Annotated in this window: 21 protein-coding genes and 2 pseudogenes; 15 read left to right on the plus strand and 8 right to left on the minus strand. The window is 50.1% G+C overall.

All coding sequences use genetic code 11. The features are described from left to right. Positions 1-160 precede the first annotated feature (160 nt). The 10 genes from frlD (EBB54_RS04320) to EBB54_RS04365 all read left to right on the plus strand — a co-directional run bounded on the left by frlD (EBB54_RS04320) (position 161) and on the right by EBB54_RS04365 (position 9,577). The gene (gene frlD, locus EBB54_RS04320) at positions 161-964 is read left to right on the plus strand and encodes a fructoselysine 6-kinase (protein WP_125126506.1); all 804 of its coding nucleotides are present in this window, start codon (positions 161-163) and stop codon (positions 962-964) included. A gap of 104 nt (positions 965-1,068) precedes the next feature. Then, positions 1,069-1,899: a fructoselysine 3-epimerase gene (gene frlC, locus EBB54_RS04325; protein WP_125126507.1), complete on the plus strand. Its 831-nt coding sequence runs from the start codon at positions 1,069-1,071 to the stop codon at positions 1,897-1,899. Between the two features lie 14 nt (positions 1,900-1,913). Then, positions 1,914-2,762: an amidohydrolase family protein gene (locus EBB54_RS04330; protein WP_125126508.1), complete on the plus strand. Its 849-nt coding sequence runs from the start codon at positions 1,914-1,916 to the stop codon at positions 2,760-2,762. A gap of 12 nt (positions 2,763-2,774) precedes the next feature. Further along, a complete protein-coding gene (locus tag EBB54_RS04335; RefSeq protein WP_004069631.1) occupies positions 2,775-3,203 on the plus strand; it encodes a secondary thiamine-phosphate synthase enzyme YjbQ in 429 nt (142 codons plus the stop codon). Positions 3,204-3,282: 79 nt separating this feature from the next. Continuing rightward, positions 3,283-4,647 (plus strand): amino acid permease, encoded by a 1,365-nt coding sequence (locus EBB54_RS04340; protein ID WP_125126509.1) that lies wholly within the window; start codon positions 3,283-3,285, stop codon positions 4,645-4,647. A gap of 121 nt (positions 4,648-4,768) precedes the next feature. Further along, positions 4,769-5,491: a GntR family transcriptional regulator gene (locus EBB54_RS04345; protein WP_004069628.1), complete on the plus strand. Its 723-nt coding sequence runs from the start codon at positions 4,769-4,771 to the stop codon at positions 5,489-5,491. A gap of 56 nt (positions 5,492-5,547) precedes the next feature. Then, entirely contained in the window at positions 5,548-6,333 is a 786-nt protein-coding gene (gene frlD, locus EBB54_RS04350) for a fructoselysine 6-kinase (RefSeq protein WP_125126510.1), read from the plus strand. Between the two features lie 22 nt (positions 6,334-6,355). Then, positions 6,356-7,084 (plus strand): GntR family transcriptional regulator, encoded by a 729-nt coding sequence (locus EBB54_RS04355; RefSeq protein WP_125126511.1) that lies wholly within the window; start codon positions 6,356-6,358, stop codon positions 7,082-7,084. Between the two features lie 12 nt (positions 7,085-7,096). Further along, positions 7,097-8,110 (plus strand): SIS domain-containing protein, encoded by a 1,014-nt coding sequence (locus tag EBB54_RS04360; RefSeq protein ID WP_125126512.1) that lies wholly within the window; start codon positions 7,097-7,099, stop codon positions 8,108-8,110. 48 nt (positions 8,111-8,158) lie between these two features. Continuing rightward, positions 8,159-9,577 (plus strand): MATE family efflux transporter, encoded by a 1,419-nt coding sequence (locus EBB54_RS04365; protein WP_243127519.1) that lies wholly within the window; start codon positions 8,159-8,161, stop codon positions 9,575-9,577. A gap of 105 nt (positions 9,578-9,682) precedes the next feature. Here the strand turns inward: EBB54_RS04365 and EBB54_RS04370 are convergent, their stop codons facing one another. Further along, the gene (locus EBB54_RS04370; protein WP_125126513.1) at positions 9,683-11,074 is read right to left on the minus strand and encodes an MFS transporter; all 1,392 of its coding nucleotides are present in this window, start codon (positions 11,072-11,074) and stop codon (positions 9,683-9,685) included. A gap of 1,189 nt (positions 11,075-12,263) precedes the next feature. On the opposite strand from EBB54_RS04370, the pseudogene EBB54_RS04375 reads away from it, so the two are divergent. The 5 genes and pseudogenes from EBB54_RS04375 to EBB54_RS04395 form a co-directional block, all read left to right on the plus strand. Beyond that, a pseudogene (locus EBB54_RS04375) lies at positions 12,264-12,743 on the plus strand (PD-(D/E)XK nuclease family transposase); the annotation flags it as partial. A gap of 555 nt (positions 12,744-13,298) precedes the next feature. Next, a complete protein-coding gene (gene ltrA / locus EBB54_RS04380) occupies positions 13,299-14,615 on the plus strand; it encodes a group II intron reverse transcriptase/maturase (protein ID WP_125126514.1) in 1,317 nt (438 codons plus the stop codon). Positions 14,616-14,689: 74 nt separating this feature from the next. Then, positions 14,690-15,025: pseudogene (locus EBB54_RS32130) on the plus strand (nuclease); the annotation flags it as partial. 88 nt (positions 15,026-15,113) lie between these two features. Next, positions 15,114-15,659, plus strand: a complete 546-nt coding sequence (locus EBB54_RS04390; RefSeq protein ID WP_243127520.1) for a carbohydrate ABC transporter permease — start codon at positions 15,114-15,116, stop codon at positions 15,657-15,659. Positions 15,660-15,671: 12 nt separating this feature from the next. Beyond that, positions 15,672-16,109 (plus strand): ABC transporter permease family protein, encoded by a 438-nt coding sequence (locus tag EBB54_RS04395; protein WP_125126515.1) that lies wholly within the window; start codon positions 15,672-15,674, stop codon positions 16,107-16,109. Here EBB54_RS04395 and EBB54_RS04400 read toward each other — a convergent pair. From EBB54_RS04400 to EBB54_RS04430, 7 genes are all read right to left on the minus strand, one after another. Continuing rightward, a complete protein-coding gene (locus EBB54_RS04400) occupies positions 16,104-17,693 on the minus strand; it encodes an ATP-binding cassette domain-containing protein (protein ID WP_125126516.1) in 1,590 nt (529 codons plus the stop codon). The genes EBB54_RS04395 and EBB54_RS04400 overlap by 6 nt on opposite strands. A 646-nt stretch (positions 17,694-18,339) precedes the next feature. Then, the gene (locus tag EBB54_RS04405) at positions 18,340-18,621 is read right to left on the minus strand and encodes a type II toxin-antitoxin system YafQ family toxin (RefSeq protein WP_004069607.1); all 282 of its coding nucleotides are present in this window, start codon (positions 18,619-18,621) and stop codon (positions 18,340-18,342) included. Then, complete coding sequence (locus tag EBB54_RS04410; protein WP_004069606.1) at positions 18,618-18,893, minus strand: type II toxin-antitoxin system RelB/DinJ family antitoxin; 276 nt, start codon at positions 18,891-18,893, stop codon at positions 18,618-18,620. The genes EBB54_RS04405 and EBB54_RS04410 overlap by 4 nt, the downstream gene beginning before the upstream one ends. Before the next feature lie 115 nt (positions 18,894-19,008). Beyond that, entirely contained in the window at positions 19,009-20,340 is a 1,332-nt protein-coding gene (locus EBB54_RS04415; RefSeq protein ID WP_125126517.1) for an alpha-L-fucosidase, read from the minus strand. A gap of 78 nt (positions 20,341-20,418) precedes the next feature. Then, a complete protein-coding gene (locus EBB54_RS04420) occupies positions 20,419-21,240 on the minus strand; it encodes a carbohydrate ABC transporter permease (RefSeq protein ID WP_004069601.1) in 822 nt (273 codons plus the stop codon). A 1-nt stretch (position 21,241) separates the two neighbouring features. Then, positions 21,242-22,111: a carbohydrate ABC transporter permease gene (locus tag EBB54_RS04425; protein ID WP_125126518.1), complete on the minus strand. Its 870-nt coding sequence runs from the start codon at positions 22,109-22,111 to the stop codon at positions 21,242-21,244. A gap of 101 nt (positions 22,112-22,212) precedes the next feature. After that, entirely contained in the window at positions 22,213-23,544 is a 1,332-nt protein-coding gene (locus EBB54_RS04430; RefSeq protein ID WP_125126519.1) for an ABC transporter substrate-binding protein, read from the minus strand. Positions 23,545-23,606 lie beyond the last annotated feature (62 nt).

Consider the following 23,606-nt stretch of genomic DNA (forward strand, 5'->3'; position numbering starts at 1 on the left):
TTTTGGAGAAAATATACAATTAAAAATGGTGAAATTAGCTAAAATTAAATGGAATAATATGTGAAAAATGCAAAATTGACAACAAATGGAATCTTATGTTATATTTGACTCGTTCAAAGTGGTATGAAAAAATAACAAACATATTTAGAAAGGAGAAAAAGTGGGTGTGAAAGTGGCGGCAATAGGAGATAACTGCATTGATGTCTATGAGCGTATCAACCGCAGATACCCAACCGGCAATGTGGTTGACACGGGAGTGAATATCCAGAAGCTGGGGATTCCGGTTTCGATTATCAGTACAACGGGTTCGGATGCGAATGGGAAATGGATGATGGAGTCATTGAGAAAAGAAGGAGTGGATCTGAGCCACTTCAAGACAGGGGAAGGTGCGACGGCCATTACGTATATGGACTTAAACGGGCTGGACCGGGTGCACGGCGAATATGTGGAAGGGGTTTTGGAACACATCGTATTTGACGAGGAGGACGTGCGTTTTGCCGCAGGGCATGACCTTGTGCATACGGCGCTCTGGGGAAAAGCGGAAGCAGCGCTGGAAAAAATCAAAGCGGCAAATCCGGATTGCCAGATCAGCTTTGATTACGCAGACCGGCTGGATCATGCCCTGGTGGAGCAGACGCTTCCCTTTGTGGATTACGGTTTTTATTCCTGCCACGGGGAGAAGGATGAGAAGATCAGAAGCTTTTTAAAAGATAAAGTAGAACGCGGGATGAAGATCGCGGTTGCCACTTTTGGAGAAAAAGGAAGTCTGGCGTATGACGGAGAGCGGTTTGCGGAGGGCGGCATTTACCCGGCAGAGGTGATAAATACGGTAGGAGCCGGGGACAGCTTTATCGCAGGATTTCTTTATGAAGTCCTACACTGCGCACCGCTGGAGAAATGTCTGGACACAGGAGCCAGAGTTTCAGCCAGAGTCGTTTCCACATTTAATCCGTGGGAGGATTAAGTTCGGAAACAGAGAACAAAAAAAGGAACCGTAAATTAGGTTGTGTAAAGTGCAGGCAATCCATTTGCTGCGCAAATTGGTTACAAAATAGAGAGGTGTAAGTTATGAAAATTGGCATGTTTACGTCAGGCTATCAGAGGAATCCGCTGGAGCATTGTTTTCAGGATGCCAGACGGTTTGGGTATGATTTCATCGAATTGTGGGGCGGGCGCCCTCACGCATATGCGCCGGATCTGAAGGCCGGGGAGATTGAGGATGTGAAGCGCCTGATCGAACAATATGAAATGCCGGTTCTGGGTTATACGCCGGAACACAACGCGTATCCGTACAATTTTATGATTGGAAGTGAACTCCAGAGAAGGGACGCGGTTGCGTATCTGAAGCTTTGCCTGGATATGGCAAAGGAGCTGGGGGCGGATTATATGCTGGTGAGCCCGGCCCACGCGGGATACCAGGCCGATTATGAGGAAATCTGGAGCCGCATGGAAAAGACGATCCGTGAATTGGGGGAACACGCGGAAAAGAAGGAGGTAAAGCTGGTAGTAGAAACCCTGACTCCTTATGAGAGCAACGCCTTCAAAAGCGCGAATGACGCGGCGGAGCTTTTTAAGCGGATTGATTCTCCTTATGTAGTAGGGATGTGCGACCTGGTGCCCCCCTATGTGCAGCATGAAAGCATCATGGCTTACCTGGATAAGCTGGGAGATAAAATGTACCACTTCCACATTATAGACGGGGAGCAGGGGACAGACAGCCATATTGTTCCGGGAGAAGGCTCCATTCCGTTAAAAGAATTATTCATGGAATTGAAAGAAGCCGGATATCAGGGGACGGCAACCCTGGAACTGGTCACCGGATACATCAATGAACCGCGGCTGTACGCGAGAAGGGCCGTCAGCCAGGCAAGGGCGTATATGAAAGAGGCCGGGTTCTGACAAGGAGGAAAAAAATGTTTATCGATATGCATGTACATCCGGCGTTTTATGAACCGATCAACGGGGACAGCCGAAAAGAGGACTTGCGGCATGACGCGCTGGACATCCATCTGAACGGAACGGCGCCGCTGGAGCATATTTTCAACCAGATGTCCTGCGCGGGACTGGACCGCCTGTGCCTGCTTCCACAGGACTACCGGAGGGAGCACGGGGAGCCGCTGGTCGCAAATGAAGAGATCAAAGCCCTGGTGGATCTTGCGCCGGACAAGTTTATTGGATTCGCCGGCGTGGACCCGCTTCACAAAGACGCGGAGGAAGATCTGGAATATGCGTTTGAGGAGCTGGGGTTAAGAGGGCTGAAGCTCCATCCCTCAAGACAGCACTTTTATCCGTCGGATGAAAGGCTTGCAAAAATATACGATATTTGCGAAGCATACAAAAAACCGATTGTCTTCCACAGCGGGCTGTCCTGGGAGCCGAATACATTATCCAAATATTCCAGGCCGGCGGAGTTTGAAGAACTGGCGGCGCTGAGGCCGGGGCTGAAAATCTGTCTGGCCCATTTCGGATGGCCCTGGGTGCAGGAGACGGCCATGCTGATGCTGAAATATCCGAACGTCTATGCAGACACCGGCATCCTGTATTTCGACAATGCCTGGGAATTTTACAAAAAGGTATTTACCCAGGACATTCCGGCTTCCTGGATTGACAGGAGCCTCCGGCATCAGGTGATGTTTGGAAGCAATAACCCCAGATTCGAGCAGATCCGTATGGCGGACGCGCTCACAAAGCTGGGCTTTCGCGAGAGCACGCTGGAGCTGGTAAAAGGCAAGAACGCGGTGGAATTTTTAGGCGGTCTGTAGGGAGGAAAAAGTATGGTCGTTTTAAAATCGATTACCATCCTGACTGAAACATACAATCAATTTATCCGTATAACGGAGAAGATTGAAGATGCAGTCAGAGAAAGCGGGATTCAAAACGGAATGGTCCATGTGATTTCAAAGCATACGACTACCGGGATCATGGTCAATGAATCCCTGGAATGTCTGGAGAGCGATATTGAGGATTTTCTGGGCCGTCTGGCGCCGGAGGAGGGGCACTACGCCCACGCGCGCATGCTTCGGGATTACGGGTCCACGGCAGGAAATCCGACGGGGCATCTGAAAGCCCATATAACGGGGAACCACTGCCATCTGATCATCCAGGACGGCGAGGTGGTCAAAGGCGGGGCCCAGGAGGTCTATTTCTGCGAGTTTGACGGTCCCGCGAAGAGAACCGTCCTGATCCAGGCGGCAGGAGAGTGAGCAGCATGGGGAACCATGATGTGATAAAAGACGGGGACGTCTTAAAACCATCCAAATATCAATCAAAGGAGTGATGAGTATGTCACAAGAAACACCTCAGGCTCAGAGTGTCGAGCTGAAACGGAAGCTGGGCCTAAGCGCCGTGATTGCTTTAGGGGTCGGGACCACGGTGGGTTCCGGAATCTTTTCGTCGCTGAGCGAAGTTGCGGCCGCGGCAGGCAGCAGCCTGTTCCTGGTTCTTGCATTTTTGATCGGAGGAATCCTCCAGGTGCCTGCCAACTTCTGCTATGCGGAGCTGGCCAGTGCCTTTCCGGAGGACGGAGGGCAGTATGTGTATTTTAAAGAGGCAGGTTCCAGGCCGCTGGCGTTCCTCTGCGGATGGATCAGCTTCTGGGCGACAGACCCGCCGTCCATTTCCATTATGGCCCTGGCGATTGCGAATTATCTGGGATTCTTCATTCCGGTGCATGGTATTGTGCTGCGGCTGATCGCAACGGCATTTGTCCTGTTCTTCATGATGATGCATCTGCGTTCCGTAGAAGGGGGAGGAAAATTCCAGGCCATTATTACGGCGCTGAAGATCATTCCGTTTATCCTGATCATCGGGATCGGAATTTTCTTCATCAAGGGCGATCTGTTCATGTCCGCGGCGCCTTTGGCGGGAGCTGCGGCAACCGGCGGGTTTGCGGCCCTGATGGCAGGCGTATCTGCCACCACATGGTCATTTGACGGCATGGCGGCGCCCTGCTACATGTCCGGGGAGATCAAAGACCCGGAGAAAAACCTTCCCAAAGGACTGATCCTGACAGCGGTTACCGTACTCGGCCTGTATGTGGCTCTGACGGTGGTAGCTTCCGGCCTTTTGTCCGTGGATGAACTGGCCTCCTCGGAGGCGCCCATCGCCCTGCTGGCTTCGAAGATTCCTGGAATCGGAAATTATGCAGGTACCATCATTGCCGTGATGGCCGTGATTGTCGTAATCGGTTCGCTTTCAAGCTGTGTCATGTACCAGCCAAGAATTGAATACGCCATGGCAAAGGACGGGTTATTCTTCAAATCGTTTGCAAAAGTACATCCGCAGTATGAGACGCCGTATTTTTCCATCATCGTGCAGTGCGCGGTTGCGATCGTTCTGATTTTCGCCACGTCTCTGTCTGACCTGCTGGGATATTTTACCCTGGTGGGCCTGTTAAAGAACTTCATGACATTCGGCACGATCATTGTGCTGCGCAACAAAGAAAATTATAAGCCTACCTATCATATGCCGTTCAGGCCGCTGATGGTAGCGGTGGCCATGATTGTAACAGGAACCCTGATCTGGTCTACCTTTATCTGGGCTCCGATGCAGGGGATTGCCTGTGCGGTGATCGCGGTTGCGACAGGGCTTCCGGTATACTATTTCTGGGAGAACAAAAACAAGAAGGAAAGACAGTTGGAAAATTAGTGTAAAGACGGATTTTGCGGTTGGCGGGGCGGATTCGAAAGTTGACTTTTTGGGGCGGATGTTCTAAGATGAAAGAGACTGTATGAACAATCTGAAATGTGAAAATTGAGGAATATCTGCTATGAAAATTGAGCGTCAGAAGCCCCGCGACGAGGCGATTGAGAAGATAGAAAATTATATGATCAGGAACAGGCTGCAGGCAGATGATAAGCTTCCTTCAGAGCGCGCAATGTGTGAAATGTGGGATTTTAATCGTTCGACGCTGCGCAGCGCCATAAAGCAATTGATATCGCAGGGAAAAATTTATAATAAAAACGGCTCCGGGACCTATGTGGCCCGGGAAAAGCTGGTCCGGAATCTGCAGGATGCCAGAGGGCTGCATCAGACAGCGGCGGATATGGGCAGAGAGATTACAAGCCAGGTGCTGGATCTGTCTGTCTGCGAGACATCCAAACACATCGGGCGCAAGATGAAGCTGCCGCTGGGACATAAGCTGTGGCGTCTGGAACGTGTGCGGATGCTGGACGGGATTCCGGTGACTATGTCGGTGATCCATCTGGACGCCGGGCGTTTCCCGGATCTGGATCAGCACAATTTTGAAAGAGAATCCCTGTACGTGATTCTGAGAGAGCGTTACGGCGTGGAAGTAAAGAGCGGTTATGAAAATCTGAGTATTTCCAATTGCGACGAAAAAGAGGCCGGATATCTGCATGTGGAGGCGGGGACACCTGTCCTTTACCAGTCTGGGGTTACGTGCGACAATGAAGACAGGGTTTTTGAGTGTTTTAAGGAAATTACCCGTACAGAGTATGTGTGTCTTGCCAGCGAGCTTACCAGAAAATAGCCTGTTCCAGAACATTGTACCGCAAACCGGTTTCAATGATTATGGAGGGATTCGGAATGAAATTAGCTGCAGTTGGCGATAACTGTATGGATGTTTATGAAAATATAGGAAAGGCTTATCCGGGGGGAAACCCGGTCAATGTGGCGGTGTACTTCCTGCGCCTGGGAGGGGAAGCCTCTTATACAGGCGTTGTAGGGACAGACCAGTACGGCAGTCTGATGAAAGAAAAAATCGGGGAAAAAGGCGTGGATGTCTCACATATCCGGTTTGAGGAAGGCAGCACGGCCATCACACATGTGGACCTGATAGACGGGGAGCGTGTGTTCGGAGATTACGAGGAAGGGGTTCTCGCGGAGTTTAAGCTGACAAAGGAAGAGATTGACTTTTTGTGCAGCCATGATCTGGTTGTGACGGGCCTGTGGGGCAATATCCATGCCGACCTGGCAGAGATCCACAGCCGGGGTGTAAAAACCGCGTTTGACGCGGCAACCCGTCCGGACGACGAGGCGGCCCGGATTGCGATTCCGTCCGTGGATTACCTGTTTTTCGCGGCGGACGACGGGGATACGCCTGAGCTTCGGGCGCAGATGAAAGAGATCTTTGACCGGGGGCCGAAGCTTGTGATCACGACCCTGGGAGAGAAGGGCAGCATTGTATATGACGGGAAGGCGTATACCACGTTCGGTATCATCCCCTGTCATGTTGTGGATACGATGGGGGCAGGCGACAGCTATATCGCAGGCTTCTTAAAAGGAATCCTGGAAGAAAAATCAGTAGAAGAATGTATGAAGGCAGGCGCTTCCAATTCCAGCGTAACTTTGGAGTATAACGGCGCCTGGTAAGGTAAGAAAGGGGACGTTTGTTTTGGCGGAATCAACAGGAGTAGATTATCTTGCACCGGTGTATATACAGCTTCGGGAGGTGGTGCGTTCCAAGATTGAGGACGGGGAGTACGCCCCGGGAACCGCGATACCTTCTGAAAATGCGCTTGCAGAGACCTACGGCATCAACCGGCTGACGGTGCGCAGCGCCATCGACGCGCTGGTGAACGAAGGGCTGCTAAAGCGGGTGAAGGGAAAAGGCGTTTATGTGATGGCAAAATATGAACGCGACCTGGAAGTGCTCGGCGGTTTTTCCCAGACGATGAAAGACCGGCATGTCCGTTCCTGTAAAAAGATTTTGCTCAGAGGCCAGAGGAAGGCCGGAGAAAAGTATGCGTCCATTTTGAAGATCCATGAGGAGGATCTGATATATTATATTAAGCGTCTGGACTATGCGGACGATGAGCCCATTGCGATCCAGGAGATATTTATTCCATATAATCTGGTGCCCAACGTGGAAAATATTGACATTTCCGTGTTCAGCATGTTCGAGATCTACAAGTTTTATGGAATCAATCCTGCCAGGGCGTGGCAGGTGCTTGATCTGGCCCAGCTTACCCAGTCAGACGCAAGGATGATCAATATTAACAAAGAGCAGACCGTATTTTTATTCTCGTGTACGACTTACGATGACAAGGATAGGGTCATAGAATATTCAAGATCTTATACGAGAGGAGATAAGTGCAATTTTACGGTCCATTTCCATAAATAGGAGGACATTGGTATGTTGAAGTTTGATGAGCAGAAGCAGATAAACAGCGTAAACGGAGGCCTGGCCTTAAGAGGAGAGATTGAGAAGGTTGTGGATGAGATCCAGGAGAAAGGCTTCGACGGGATTTATTTTATCGGAATCGGCGGAACCTGGGCGTCCAGCCTTCAGGCTGAAGTATATATGAGAGGCAGGAGCGCGCTTCCGGTCTACGTGGAAAACGCGGCTGAGTTCATTACAACTGGAAATAAACGTTTTACAAAGGATTCCATCGTGATCTTCTCATCTGTAACAGGAAATACGGAAGAAATGGTCAAGGCGGTGGAAAAGGCAAAGGAAATCGGCGCGAAAGTCTTTGGGTTTGTGGATAAGGCGGAGGCAGAGATTGTGAAGCTCTGCGACTGGTGCATTTCTTACCCGGAGAACGAGCAGTTGAAGTTCTATATGACGGCAAACCGGCTGATGTACAACAACGGGGAATTTCCGGAATATGACCGTTATAACAAAGAGATGGAGGAGCATCTGGCAGAGGCCCTCGTGAATGTAGAGAAGAAGGCGGACGCATGGGCGGCGGAATACGCGAAAGAGGTTTACGCCTATGTAAAAGCAAATCCGGATATGCCCCATTATTTTGTGGGAAGCGGCAACCAGTGGGGAGCCACATATTCTTACGCGATGTGTTACTGGGAGGAGCAGCTTTGGATTCGGACCAAGTCGATTACCTGCGCGGAATTTTTCCACGGCATGCTGGAAGTGGTAGAAGCGGAGACTCCGGTGACGCTGTTCATGGGCGAGGATTCCCAGAGACCGCTTGCAGAGCGCGTGGCAGGGTTCCTGCCGAAGGTGTGCAAAAACTATGTAGTGATCGACAGCAAGGACTATGAGCTGGAAGGAATCAGCACAGAGTTCCGCGGTTCCCTGTCCCATCTGGTGATGCATGCGGTGAATAACCGGGTGGATGCCCATCTGGAAGATGAGTTTAAGCACCCCATGGTGATCCGCCGTTATTATCGTCAGTTTGAGTATTAAAAAAGGACAGCGCGGAATGTAGGAAACCGCATTTGAGGGGATGTTATTTTGAGCAGACAGGAAGAAAACCTACAATTGATCAGAGGGAAGGCATTGTCCTTCGGACAGCAGGTCCGGCTTGTGGTCTGCCTGAGTATCCCGGCAATTCTGGCGGAGATCAGTTCGATTGTGATGCAGTATATTGATGCGGCCATGGTGGGGAGCCTGGGAAAGAATGCCACGGCGTCCATCGGGCTGGTGACCAGCACTACGTGGTTTGTAGGGGGCCTGTGCATCAGTGCGGCGATGGGATTTTCGGTACAGGCTGCCCAGTATATCGGGGCAAAAGAAGAGGAGGCTGCCAGGGACGTGCTTCGGCAGTCTCTTCTTGTCTGCGGGGCGTTTGCCCTGCTGGTGTGTTTTGCCTGCATCTCGGTCAGCGGGATTCTTCCGCGCTGGCTCGGAGGGGCGCCGGAGGTATGTGAAGAGGCGTCCCGTTATTTTTTCATCTATGCCTGCGCGCTTCCGGCGGTTCAGTTCCGCCAGCTTGGAGGAAGTATGCTGCAGTGCAGCGGTGATATGAAAACACCCAGCATCCTGAACGGGACCATGTGCGTTCTGGATGTCCTGTTTAATTTTTTCCTGATCTTTCCCACCAGGACGGTGGAGATCGGCAGCGGCCATTGGGTCGTATACGGGGCCGGGCTTGGAGTGGCAGGGGCGGCTCTGGGAACGGCCCTCTCGGAAGTGGTGACCGCCCTGGCGCTGCTGTATATGCTCTGTTTTCGTTCCAAGGTGATGCAGGTCACAGGGAAAGGGGGATGGGGCGTGAGCGGAATATACCTGAAAAAGGCAGTCCGCATTTCCCTTCCCATGGCCTTTGAACACGGGGTACTCAGCGGGGCGCAGATTATTTCCACGAAAATTGTGTCCCCGCTGGGGACGGTGTCGGTGGCGGCCAATTCGCTTGCGGTGACGGCGGAAAGCCTTTGCTATATGCCCGGATACGGCATTGCCGCGGCGGCGACCACCCTGGTGGGGCAGAGCGTGGGCGCCAGGAGAAGGGAGCAGGCCCGCGGCTTTGCGCGCCTGTCGGTGCTGCTGGGAGCGGTGCTGATGACCATGACCGCCTTTTTGATGTTCTTTTTTGCGCCGGGGATGTTTGCGATGCTGACCCCGGACAGGGCGGTCCGGGATTTGGGGGTCCGTGTGCTGCGGATTGAAGCTTTTGCGGAACCGCTTTATGCCTGTTCCATCGTGGCTGCCGGCGCCTTAAGGGGGGCCGGGGATACGCTGGTGCCCAGTGTGATGAATCTGATGAGTATGTGGGGAATCCGAATCACCATGGCGGTTTTTCTCGCGCCGCGCATTGGATTGACCGGGGTCTGGATTGCGATGTGCGTGGAATTGTGCATACGGGGAAGCCTGTTTCTGGTCCGGCTGTTTCGGGAGAAATGGCTGGCGGCTGCAGACAGGGAGGAAGATTAGACATTCAGAAAGCTGCCGGTGGCAGGTTTACTGTACAGGATGATACCAAAAATCCCGGAGCGGGTGTTGGCCGGCTCCGGGATTTTCGTATATAATCTTCAGTTTTTATTGATCCCATGCATGCTTTCCGGCATCCAGATCCGCGCGGATTTCCGATACCCTCTTTGCATCCAGCTTGTAGAAGAGCATCGGGATCAGGGAAACGACGCCGATCACGAAGGGAAGCAGGTTCACAACCGCATTGATTCCCTGTCTTGTGGCCTCTGTCTGATCCGCATTGGGAACATATCCCACTGCCGCCAGTAAAAGCACGCCTACGGAGCCGCAGAGTGCGGTAGCCAGCTTCACGCCGAAGCTCAGCATGGAAGCCGCAACGCCTTCCTGCCTTCTGCCCAGCTTCCAGTCGCCGTACTCGATGGAGTCCGCAACCAGGCCGTAGCATACGGAAGCAGCCGAATTACAGAGCCCGCATACAAAGGATACCACGAGAAGGAAGGGAATCCCTGCGTTGGGGAACAGGAACATGACCAGGAAACCAACGTTCATCAGCATCTGAAGAAAGATCAGATAGCCTTTTTTGCCCAGCTTTTTCGTACCGATCGGAAGGAAGAGCGTGCCGATCAACTGGGCCACGGTCATGACCGTGAAAAATGTGGCGATGTGCATGAAATCACCGACAACATAGATGATATAATATGTAAGAAGTCCCATACGGCCGGATACACAGATGGTTCCAAGTACCGTCGCCAGGACAACCATCAGAAGCTGGTCGTTTTTCATGATTTCCCGGATTGCGCCGACAAATCCAAGCTTCTCGGAATGTTCCGTGGGCTTATGAAGCTGGTCGGTGTATTTCTCCTTACAGATCACTGCCGTAGCCCAGAATGCCGGAATCATCAGTATGGAAAGCACAATCGCGAAACGGAAGTACCCTTGTGCGTCTGCCACCTCTGCCCCTGGCTTTGAGAGGGCCAGCAAAGTGGGAGCCGCCACCATGGAAAGGATGATGCCGATTACAGAAGAACCGATGCCGCGGGCTGTCGCCAGGTTCATACGCACCTGAGAATCAATCGCGATTACATTCTGCAGCGCCTGATAGGCAATGGAAGCAGCCGTATAGGCCATGCCGGTGCCGATGTAGCAGATCAGGCAGGCAACCGCTTTTGCCGTGCCGGTTATGGGCCAGACGGTAAAGGTCAGAATGTTGAAAATTGCCAGCACCGGCGGCGCAAAATACAGGTATGGACGGAAACGTCCCCATTTCGTATTGGTGCGGTCCGCGATGGAGCCCATCATCGGATCGTTGATTGCGTCCCATACACGCGCGATCAGCATGATCAGAGATATGGCAGACGCGGTCAGACCGACGATGTCTGTATAAAACAATGTCAGATAGTTGTTGACCATGTACCAGGACATCTGACAGCCAACCTCCCCCAGGCTGTAGCCAAATGCAAGCTTTGGACTTGTTTTTTCTCTTGCCTCTTGAGTGTTCATAACTTCCTCCTTTAGATATGTTTTATGATATCCGTATCTTATCACGTAGGAGTTTCCCGGTACTGTGCTTCTTTGTTCAAAATACCCCCAGATTTTTGTCTTTTTTTGGCATACTGCCGAATGAACCGCTGTATGGATAATTTTCAGGTTCTTATTTTTATCCTTTTTTGTCTGTCAAAACATTATGTGGAAATCCTCCCGATAAATTCCTTCGGGGGAACGCCGTACATTTTTTTAAACCGTTTGCTGAAATAAAACACATCTGTAATGTCTTTTACGAACTTTCGTATAAGGCGTGGAATCCTCATTTCGGAAACTGAAATATACCATCGGATTGATCAATTTCCATTCTTATAAGCCGGACTTTGTCAAACAGGAAATATGGGCAAAACTCATCGTCTACAACTTGACAGAAAGTATCATCAACCATACTGCTGTGGTCCATCAAAAGAAGACAAAGCATGATTACAAAATACATTTTGGTACAGCAGCCCATATTTGCAGGGTGTTCCTACGTCCTTCTGTGAAAGAAGGCTCAATCAATGTAACCGCCCTGCTTCAGCGCAGGTTGATCCCGATCCGAAATGAACGGCAGTATCACAGGCTAAAGACAGCCCATTTCCGGAGGCCGCGATATCTTATATACCGGGCAGCCTGAAAGCATTTTTACCTTAAATATAGATATTTTTTTTAAGCAGATGCGGATCTGCTTAGTCGTCATGCCCAAAAATAATTTTCACCTCTTTCATTATGATCCGAACAGTCTCTCAGACACAAGCAAAAACATATGTTCTGACTTGTGCTGTGAAAACAAGTCCACTTTATATCTAATAATTTATAGAACACCGGTCTGGCTTTGTTTAACTAAATGACATTGGTTCACACGGTGTCGTGCACCTGCTGCACGGCATCCGGCCAATTCAGTGATGGGGCGGGCATCCAGCCCGTCTACACTCCGTTCCGGTCCGTCCTAAACAAGCGTCGCTGGCGCTTAGGACCGCCGTCAGGCGACTTTTCAATGGGCTGGATGCGTTACAGTTCGCGGCCGGTTGGGCCGTGAACTGTAACGACCAGAAAACCAGAAATGCGCTGCGCTGACTCACAGCTTGTAAAATCAGCAGGTTTATGCTAGTATGGAGGTACAAGACGAAAGAGAAGGCAGGTGGGAAGATTGACAGTGACGGAACAGATGGACCAGAAACATCAGGAAGATTTACAGCGGTTAAGAGGCTTTCGCCTGCTTGATGATGATTTCCTCACTAAGTGTTTTGAGGGAGATACGGCAAGCATAGAACTGGTATTGCAGATCGTACTGGAAAAGCCGGATTTGAAGGTGTTGGACGTCCGTACACAGGTATTTGTGGAAAATCTGCTGAATCGTTCGGTAAGGTTTGACATTCTCGCCACCGATAGTACCAATGCTAAAATAAATGTTGAAATTCAACGGGCCGACAAAGGCGCCGGGAGAAAAAGAGCAAGGTATAATTCCAGCATGATGGACGCAAACCTGTTGAAGAAAGGTCAGGATTTTGACGAGCTTCCAGAAACATGGGTAGTGTTCATCACGGAAAATGACGTGATAGGAAAAGGACTTCCACTTTATCCGGTTGATCGCTGCTTTTTGGGAACCGGAGAAAAATTTGAGGACGGTTCGCATATACTGTATGTGGCGCGGGCTGAGAAATCAGCATAGCTGATTTCCACTGGCAGGCGGAGATACTTCTGCCTGTCTTTGTAAGCTGATAATATAAAACAGGAGAATCCTGTCAGGTAAGGTTTAGCCAACCGCCTGTACCGAGTCCTTGGAGTCGAAGCGGTAACGTCAGACTTAAGCGTAGGACAGGGAGCAACAGAGCCGAAACGAAAGTGAAGTGATTGAGCTGGGAAATAGATATAGGGTTGGAAATGGTCGATGCGCTTACATACGTAGCAGACAACACCCTTATGACCGATAGGGCGAGGGAATAAGGGCATCCCCCAGTCTGAGAGCTTGGCGAGGTTGATGATAATTATATTATACAGAACAGCCGAGATCCTGCTGTCTCCTTGAAAAGAAAAGGTATGGAAACCAAACCGAAGGAATGAGGCAGGAATCCAAAAGGACAGCAGGAAGTCCGATACACTCATAGTACCAAAGAAACTGCCAATCACAGTGGAGGGAAGGGGTGTACACTTTACAGCTTCAGGTAAATCAGGGTCATGCGGACAAAGGAGAGCTGGCAACGTGATAAATGAATTACTTGGAATACAATATAACATCGCAAAAGCGAACGCAACAGATGGAAAAGTCCAGAATCTGGCGTCATATATCAATGTTGGAAGCCTGAAAGCAATCCATAAGGCTATGGATAAGAATAAGGCCAGTGGCATAGACAGAGTGACAAAAGAAGAATATGGACAGAATCTGGAAGAAAACCTTGAGAATCTTGTAAAGAGAATGAAGAGCGGAAGCTACAGCCCAAATCCAACAAGACGGGTTTATATTCCGAAAGAGACGAAAGGCAAAATGAGGCCGCTGGGCATATCCTGTTACGAGGATAAACTGGTGGAAAACGCAATTGCACAGATACTGGAACAGATTTATGAGCCGAAATTTTATGACGAGAGCTATGGATTCAGACCAAACCGGAATTGCCACAAGGCAGTAAAGAAGGTCGTTGAGACAGTGAGGTATCAGAAGACGAATTATGTGGTAGAGGCAGACATCAGGGGATTCTTTGACAATGTAAACCACGAATGGCTGATGAAGATGCTGGCACATGACATAGCGGACAGAAAATTCCTTGGAATCATAGGGAAATTTCTGAAAGCGGGAATCATGGAAGACGGCAGGTATCTTGACAGTGAAAGGGGGACCCCGCAGGGAAATGGGGCGAGCCCAATATTGGCGAATATATACCTGCATTATGTGCTGGACAACTGGTTTGATGTGATTGTGAAAAGACAGTGTAGGGGAGAGAGTTATTTAGTACGCTATGCTGATGACTTTGTCTGCTGTTTTCAGAAAAAGTATGAGGCAGAAGTGTTCCGTCAGAGGCTAGAGGAACGGTTTGCCAAATATGGGCTGGAGCTGGCGGAAGAGAAGACTAGAATACTGGAATTTGGGAGATTTGCGGAGGAAGACAGGAAAAGGAGAGGCGAAGGGAAGCCAGAGACATTTGACTTTCTGGGATTTACATTTTACTGTGGAGCGGATGCAAAGAAACGCTTTTTCCGGTGTAAAGTAAAGACAAGCCGTAAGAAACTACGCAGCAAGACAAAGGCGATGAAAGAGTGGATAAAGAGCCACAGGGATATGCCGCTGGAATGGATATTCAGGATGGTAAATGCCAAACTAAGAGGACATTACCAGTATTATGGAGTGACAGATAACATGGAGGAAATATGCCTGTATCTGCACAATACAAAGATGTTGCTGTTTAAGTGGCTGAACCGCAGAAGCCAAAGAAGGAGCTATACATGGGAAGCTTTCACCAAAGGACTATTGAGAACTTTTCCATTAATACAGCCACAAATCAGGGTGAGTTTGCTAGGTAGATAACATATGAATGTAAAGTGAAAAGCCGTATGCGTTAGTAGCGCACGTACGGTTTTGTATAGGGGTATGGGGAGTAATCCCCATATCTACTAGAGAACGGCGCCTATCGTGGAGATACCCCAATCGGGAAACTCATGCATGATTTTTCATGTACGAATGCGGCAGATATGTATTATGGGACTCTGGCAGACAGAGTTCACTTTTTCAAGGAAAGTAAGGAGGGCATTTTAATCATGTGCAAGGTCATGGAGGATATGAGAAAAGAATCTTTGCAAGAGGGTGTAAAAGAAGGGGCAATCAATACTGCCAAAAGAATGTTGACAGATGGGATATTGACACTTGAAAAAATTGCGGAATACGCCGGACTTCCTCTTGACGAAGTGAAAAAACTGAAAGCAGAACGAACAGCATAAACGAAACGGGAAGCACAGGGGCAGATCGTTTTTTGTGTTTTCGGAATAGTAGTATCAATGGGCATCAGTCAGGAATGGCTGGTGCTTTTTGTATGAAAAGAGGTATGTTTCAAATAGCTGTTCTTTCAATGTATTCATGCCGGACGGCACGTTCAACGCGCTTTTGTCTGCGGCAGGGCTTGAAAATCTGACCGTTTCCTGGCTGGTGGAAGAGGTGACGGCCATGAATACGATTATTTTCGTAAATATCTGGGCCGGCGTGGGATATTATATGGTGATCCTGCTGGCCGGGCTGACGACCATATCCAACGATATATACGAGGCGGCCCGGATCGACGGCGCAGGAGCGGTGCCCTGCTTTTTCAGGATCACGGTGCCGCTTCTGGGGCCCACCATCAAGATGTGTATCCTGATGGACATCATCGGAACCATCAAGATATTTGACCTTGTATTTTCCATGACGGAGGGCGGGCCCAACGGACTGACCAACCTTCCGACTACGCTGATGTACCAGGAAGTGTTTAAGTATGACCACTATGGGGCCGGCAGCGCCATCGGTATTGTGATCCTTCTGATCTGCCTGGCCGGAACCGCGCTGAGCGAGCTTTTTCCATCCGGAAAAGAGAAAGCATAGGAGGGGAAGAACATGAAGAAAAAAATTACATTTCTTTCGACGGCGAAATATTTGTTTCTGATCAGTATGGCGGCTGTATTTATCCTGCCGATGGTCTTTACACTGCTGGCTTCTCTGAAGGATAACCGGACGATCTTTTCTGATCCGTTCGGGCTGCCGGAGGTGTTTCGGTTTGAAAACTATATCACCGCGTGGAGAGAGGCGAACATGAGCAGGTACTTTATCAACAGTATCCTGATCTCGCTGGGACTGCTGAATTTCAGCGGGGAGAGAGGGTCAGATTACGGGCCGATTGTGAAGGCTGCCCGCAACGCTTGTTTTAGGAAAGCGCTGCGGGCAGCCTGTTTTGTTTTTGGCCATAGGGCGGATGGGAGCTGTCGGGAAACGGAATTTATATACAGCAGATATTGCGGAACATGCGGCGATTTCCCGACAGCGCCCGGTTTATGACCGGGAAGCGGCGGGTCGGGCAGACAGGGCGGCCTGTACATCCGGCTCCAGGATTTCCAATCCGTTTTGCGTTAGCCTGCAGACCTTGTCGCAGACCTCCGCGATATATTTCCGGTCGTGGGAGATACTGATCACTGCGCCGGGAAAATCTTTGAGCATCTGCCGGATGACCGGCCCGGACAGAGGCGAAAAGTTCCGCGTGGGCTCATCCAGGATCAGGACATTGGCGCCGCTTAAACTCATTTTCAGAAGGAAGAGCTTTGCCTTCTGGCCGCCGGAAAGCTGGGAGATCTGGTGGTTCATCTCGTCGGCGGTATATTTCAGCGCGCCGAGGAAGGTGCGGATCTTTGTCTGCTCCTTCTTATCCCCGGTTCGGGAGAGATAATCCAAGGGCGTGGAGGAGGGATCTAGCAGTTCTTCATAATTCTGGGGCATGTACTCCGCATGGAGATCCTTCCGGGAGAGCAGTTCCTCCGCGATTCTGCAGAGCAGCGTGGTCTTTCCGGCCCCGTTTGACCCCACGATACACAGCTTTTCACAGCCCCGGATCAAGAGGCGGATGTGCTCTGAGAGCACCCGCTCCCCGTCCGGCGTATCGAGCCGTTCCAGGGTAAGGTCCAGGACCGTCTTTTTGGAGGGGAGCTTTGCGGTCTCGTCCCCCAGCTTGAAGAAAATTGCATCCTCCTCCTCGGGCATTTCCGTCATCTGCGCATCCTCCCGGGCAAACCGCCGTTCCATGGATTTTATGGCGTGCATCTTCTTTTTTAACAGGCGCGCTTTGGAAGGATTTTGCCGGGTGATGACAGCCTGGGCATGATCCACGCTCTGAAAGACCCGCATGTATTTTTCCTCCCGCAGCTTTTTTTCCCGCCGGTCATTGGCTGCTTTGCGCTCCTGGTTTTCGAATTGGGCCAGCCGCTCCCGGCGGTACTGCAGGTAGGGCATGTGCACGACCGTGTGGCGGGACTGCGTCTTTCGGCGGATCTGCTCGATGTGGATGACCATGTTGGCCGTATGCTCGATCAGCGTCTCGTCATGGGAAATGAACAACACGATGCCCTTCCAGCCGAGAATCAGCGTTTCCAGCCATTCCAGGGTGTCCAGGTCGATGTCGTTGGAAGGCTCATCCAGCAGAAGGACGTCCGGCTCCGCCACCAGCAGGCGGAGGAGCTGCGCCTTCACCTTTTCCCCGCCGGACAGCGTCCCCATGGGCTGCTCCCGGTAGAAAAAATCAACAGGCAGGCCAAATTCCCTTGCCATCCGGTTCAGGTCTTTCGGGTCCTGTTCCAAAAACATGGATTCCTCCATAAAATATTCATAAACAGATTTTTCCTTTTCCTGCCCGGGCAGCTCCTGGGGCAGGTATCCCATCCGATGTCCCCGGACGATCCGCTCCCCCCTGGCCTCACAGTAATCCCCGATCCTGTCGGGGGAATAGAGCCACTGGAGCAGGGTGGATTTTCCGTTCCCCTCCTCCCCGATGATCACGGCCTTGTCCCCGTCGCCCAGCACGCAGCTAAAATCCTCCAGGATCACTCTTGTGTCTTTTTTGTGTACGATTGTCAGGTTTTTTATTTGTATCATAGAAACCTCCTTCTGGAAATGACAGGCTTCTTTGAGTATGGGAAGAACAAAAGTGCGCTTCGTACACTCCCGCGTTGCTACATTTTTAGCAGCGCAGCTTTTGTTCCGCGCGCGTAGCTGCGCATCCCCCGGAGGGTTTTTGCTCTATAGGAAAATTCGGAGAAGTTTCCTATAGAACAAAAAAGAGCCTGTCTTCGTACCCGAAAACAGACTCACGCAAATCATGTCAAACCGCGCGGCAGCAGCTAAATATACACGCAGATATGTATATCCGGCCCGCTGCTTTTGCGGGAATAAATCTTGTATATGTCCTGAACACAGAAAATGACACGGCTGTGGACGATCATACAAAAAAAGACAGATCATGCGGGATAATCTAATTCGGCATACGCAAACTCAACCTGTATCAACAGGCAGAGATAACTTCATTGCAGCATCCAAATCAAATTATCGAATAATCATGTCCTCACCCTACACATCCTTGGCAAACCTGTACGGCAGATCCGCTTGTCGTGTGCCCTTTCTGTTTTGTTCAGTGCTATTATACATACAAAAGGGTGGGAATGCAAGTACTATTTTAAAAAATTTGCAGCGGCAGAAATCATTTGTTATTGTTCACACCCTGGCCGAGCGCTCACAGTAACAATCATTTGTCAAATAGATCGCTGTGTGTTCCGGTTCGGGACAATGTCAGCACCAGCACATCATCTTCAATCCGGTAAATGAGAATCCAGTCAGGCTGGATGTGGCATTCCCTGTGCCCAGCCCAGTCACCAGTCAGTTCATGATCCTTGTTTTTTTCCGGCAGCGCATCCCCACGAGATAAAGCCCGGATAATATTATCCAGCAGGTCAATATTTAGGTTGCGCTTGATTGCCAGTTTGTAATCTTTTTTGAATTTTGTGGTCCAGACAATATCACGCTTCATCTTTTCAGCTCCCGGAGGGCTTCTTCTACATCAGAATAATGCTTCACATTCGGATCATGTGCAATGCGTTCCGCTTCCAGCATAGCTGCAACGGTTTCCCTGTTGGGCTGCTCCAGCTTCACGTCAAAAGGGAAGCCGCCCACGCGGAGAGACTGGCGCAGGAATACATTGATAGCGGTGGTAAGGTTCATGCCTAATTCACTGAACAGGCTTTCACTCTGTTTTTTGATTTCGCTGTCCATACGGACGCTGAAATTTGTTGTAGATGCCATGATGTCAACTCCTTTCGCATTTCACTGTATGTATAATATACACAATCTGCAATGCAAAATCAACTCAATAGACGAAAAAATTATAAATTGTTTTTTGCCTATTGACAGTGAAGTTTTATTCCTGTCCCGCTGCTTCAAAGCCAAGGAGATACAGATCCGAACGGTAGTTTTTTACAGTCAGCCGCAGTCCGTTCTCCGATACGTCCTGTTCCACTTCCAGAGCAGGATTCAGGGCGGTTACCGTTCTATGGAGTCCGGGGAGAGAGACCACATTGCAGCCTTCTTTCAGGCCGTCTATATAGAAATAAAGATCCCGGCCTTTTCTGGTATAATACACCTGTGTTCCATCCGCCCTGTGTTCCGAAAGCCTTTTGCTGCAGCGGGTGCCGTAGATCCCTTTCCCATTCACCTGCAGCCATCTGCCAAGCGTCAGAAGGCGCTTTACCTGTTCCGTGGGAATTGTTCCGTCGGCCTTTGGCCCGATGTTCAGGAGCAGATTGCCGTTATCTGCCACGGTGGCAACCAGCAGGCGGATCAGTTTGGGAAGGCTGATGAGCTGGTCGTCCCCTTCATTTTCATTATACCCGAAGGAGAGCCCCATTCCGCGGCACATTTCCCATTTTTGTGTTCGGTCTGCCTTTCCGTACTGGTACTCCTTTGTGAGAAAATCATGGTACAGCCCATTGAAACGGTCGTTGACCACTCCGTCTTCCACCGTATTATAATAATGGGCCAGCAGATAAGGCATGGCATGCTCGCTTTGCTTCGGCCAGCCGATATCATTCCAGAGTACGGAGGGCCTGTATTTGTCCACCAGTTCCTTCATCTGTTTATAAGAATAGTCCGCATACTCGAAGGTGGGACAGGCGTTGGAAAAATTTTCTCCTTCCACAAAGATGGGATCATTGGCAAACTGCCAGTCGATCAGCCCGGAATAGTATAATCCCATCTTAAGGCCGGCACCTCGGACAGCCTCTGTCAGATCGCCGGTGATATCCCGGCAGGGTCCCATGCGGCCCGCATGAAACTTGGTATGCTCACTGGGATACAGGCAGAAACCGTCATGGTGTTTTGTTGTCAGCACAACATACTGTGCGCCGGCTTTTTGGAAAAGCTCCGCCCATTCCCCGGGATTCCAGTTTTCCGCCTTCCACATGGGAATAAAGTCCTCATACCGGAACTCCCTGCCATATGTATTCATGTGGTGTTCGTAAGTGGGGCCCCTCCCCACATTGACCGAATTATAATACCATTCTGCGTAAGGGTTATTGCAAAACCACTGTTCGTCGCTGTCTACCTCTCCCAATTCCCATGTCCTCGGTGCAAATGCCGGGACGGAGTAGATGCCCCAGTGGATAAAAATTCCGAATTTGCAGTCTTCATACCATGCCGGAACCGTATGCTGTTTCACGGATTCCCAGGTTCCTGTATATCTTGTTTCATTCATAGCAAATACATGCTCCTTTCTTTTGCTCTGTTTGGAGCCGGTGACTTTTTGGTATTCACACGGCTCCGTTTTTCTGTATTACCCTTTGACTGCCCCCGCAGTCATGCCTGCAATGACCCATTTCTGTGCAAAGATATAAACCAGAATGACCGGCAGGGAAACCAGCACCACGTCCGCGCAGACCAGGTTCCAACTGCGGCTGAACTGCCCGTAAAAATTGTATACGGACAGGGGCAGGGTCCACTTGGAAGATGAATTTAACAGATACATGGGAATCTGCAGTTCATTCCATACCCACATAAAATTCAATACCCCCGTGGTCGCAAGGGCCGGCTTTAAGAGCGGAAAGACGACGGTGACAAACAGCTTCCATCCTACCGCACCGTCCATGACTGCCGCCTCATCCAGTTCTCTCGGAATCCCTTTGATAAACCCGCTCAGCATCATCGTGGTGAAGGGCATATACAAAGCGGCATAGACCAGGCATAATCCGATCCGGCTGCCGTACATCCCGAGCTTCTGTAAAAGCTGGATCGTAGGAAGTGCCGTAAACGGCGCGATGATTCCAAGGGTAATGATCTTATAGGTGATTCGGCATCCCCTGGTGTCCCTCCTGGCAATGATAAAGCTTAAAAATGCCGACAGGGACGTGATCAGAATGACGGACAGGAGAGTAATAAACACACTGTTCCCGAGTGATCTGAAAAAATCCTTTTCCAGGACAGCTACATAATTCTCCGGATGCCATTCTCCCGGCAGGGAGATATTCAGATAAGAAGCCTCCCCTTTGCTCTTAAAGGAAGTCAGCAAAACCATCAGCATCGGGTAAATGGTAACAATGCTGAATATCCATAAAATAACCTCTAAAATTCGATTTACCGTATTTTTTCTCTTCTTCATATCACTCCACCGTCTCCCATCTGGAACTAAACTTCTGATACAGCATGGATACGATGATCAGCAGCAGTGTAAACACCAGATTAACAGCTACCGACTGTGCATACCTTCCCGCCGACATCTCGTTCATCATCAAGGTTCCAAAACTCTCCGTTGCGTTTCCGGGGCCTCCGCCGGTCATAACATAGATCAGGTCAAACATTTTCAGCCCATAGATCAGGCTGAATAAGATGTTTACATTGACCGTAGGCATGATCAGCGGCAGTGTGATTTTGCGAAACATCTGCCATTCGGTAGCGCCGTCCAGCATGGCCGCCTCGATATAGTCAGAAGAAACGGACTGCATGCCCGCCAGCGTGATGATAATGGCATACCCCACATTTCTCCAGACCTCCGCCATACTGATGGCGAAAACCGCCGTCCCTCTGGAGCCAAGCCACTGGATATTGGCGATTCCGAACAGATTTAAAATATTGTTCAGAGTGCCGTGCCTTGTCTGGAAGACCGCGCTGAAGATCAGGCCGACAACCAGGCAGGAAAAAACCGACGGAATAAAATAAACCGTACGCAACGCAGTCCGGCTCCTTATATCTCTGTTCAGGATATACGCGAACACAAACCCCAGGAGCGTGACCATCACTGTTTTGACCCCTGCATAGATCAGCGTATTGACAAAAGCGACCGGAACCTTAGAGCTTTGGATAATAGATAAAATATTTTCCAGGCCAACGAATTTCAGGTCACTCGTCCTTGCAGCGCTCCAGTTTGTAAATGCATAATAATATCCGGCTGTAGACGGGATAATAAAAAAGATTGTAAAAACGACGGCAGGAATGACGGCCAGATAAAGCGGATAGATCTTTTTTCTGTTCATATGTACCTCCAATTCAGTAAAACAAAGCGTATATTACAGTTTCAGGTTTGAGATATCCTCAAACCTGAAACTGCTGAAAACATGATTATCTCTTATCCTATTTATTCCTGCTCAAATGATTTCAATGTGGCGATCCGGTCGTCGTCGATCAGCTTGATACATTCCTCGACTGTAATGTCGCCGGACATCAACTGGAGCAGCGCCTTGCCGCCCTCCCCCTGGTTGTATCCTACGATCTTGGGCTGTGCTGAAGAAGCGCGGATCAACTGGTCTACACTGTCCTTATTCTCCTCATACTGGGTGGAGTTTACATTTGTAGTCTGACCTTTGAATACGGCAGCCGTGGAGATTCCGTCAAATGCCTGATTATAATTCTCCGGCACGGACATGAAGTTGATAAAATCCTTGGCTTCTTCTACATGATCTCCATTTTTATTTGCCATCATCAGATTGACATTGCCGCCCTCATAGGTTCCTTCCTCACAGGTTCCCATAAATACCGGCATAATGCCGAAATCTTCCCCAGCATAATCATAGGATTCGCTGTCATAATCCGTATCAAACCAGGTATCCCAGCAGAACAGCATGGCCGCTTCTCCGGTGCCTAAGACCTCACTGCAGTAATCCCATGTGTCGGATGCAAAATTCTTTCCAAAGTAGCCTTTTTCCGCGGCAGAGAGGAACCATTCACACATGGAGGTAAATTCCGGGATTTCCGCGTAGGTAAGCTCCCCGGCGTTGAGCTGTTCGATATATTCCGGATGCTCCTCCAAAACCGGGTCCAGCGCAAACTGGTACAGGATCGGCCAGCTGTCCGCAGCCGCCAGATAGATGGGCTGTATATCATTTTCCAGCAGCTTGTCGCAGACCTTGTCAAATTCTTCCTGTGTCTTAGGCTGGCTGATTCCAAGCTCATCGAAGATTTTTTTGTTGTAGAAGCATCCCGAATTGGAAGCCTCCCAGAAAGGAAGTCCGATGATCTTGTCATTGTAGGTCGCCTGGGGCAGTACGGAATCCTGGATATCCGATACCCACTCGGCGTCCGTCCAGTCTACGAAGTTTTCCTCCGGGTTGAAGTTTTTCAGATTGCTGTTTCCGAAGTGTACATACAGATCCGGAATATCGCCGGTGGTAAACTTGGTAAGCGCGATGGTTTCCGCATTATCCGTATCCAGACCCTGCTGGTCGATCTTGTTTCCGCTTTCTTCCTCCCAGAGGGAAATGATCTTCTGCATGTAGGGCTTGGCCATATCATCTGCATTGCAGTACAGCGTCAGGGTTACGCCGCCGCCGGTATTGGAAGCGCTTTCTGTCTCTGCCTGTTCAGAACTCTCCCCATTGCTTCCGGAACCGCCCCCGCTGCCTCCTCCGCAGCCGTACAGAGTCACAACAGCCAACATACCTGTCAACAGCAGCACCATTTTTCTTTTCATGTCTTTTCCTCCTTAAACGTATTGGTTTCGAACAGCAAGCAGGACAGGAATACAGTTGTTCC

It is taken from the genome of Schaedlerella arabinosiphila, from assembly GCF_003885045.1.
Taxonomy (GTDB): domain Bacteria; phylum Bacillota; class Clostridia; order Lachnospirales; family Lachnospiraceae; genus Schaedlerella; species Schaedlerella arabinosiphila.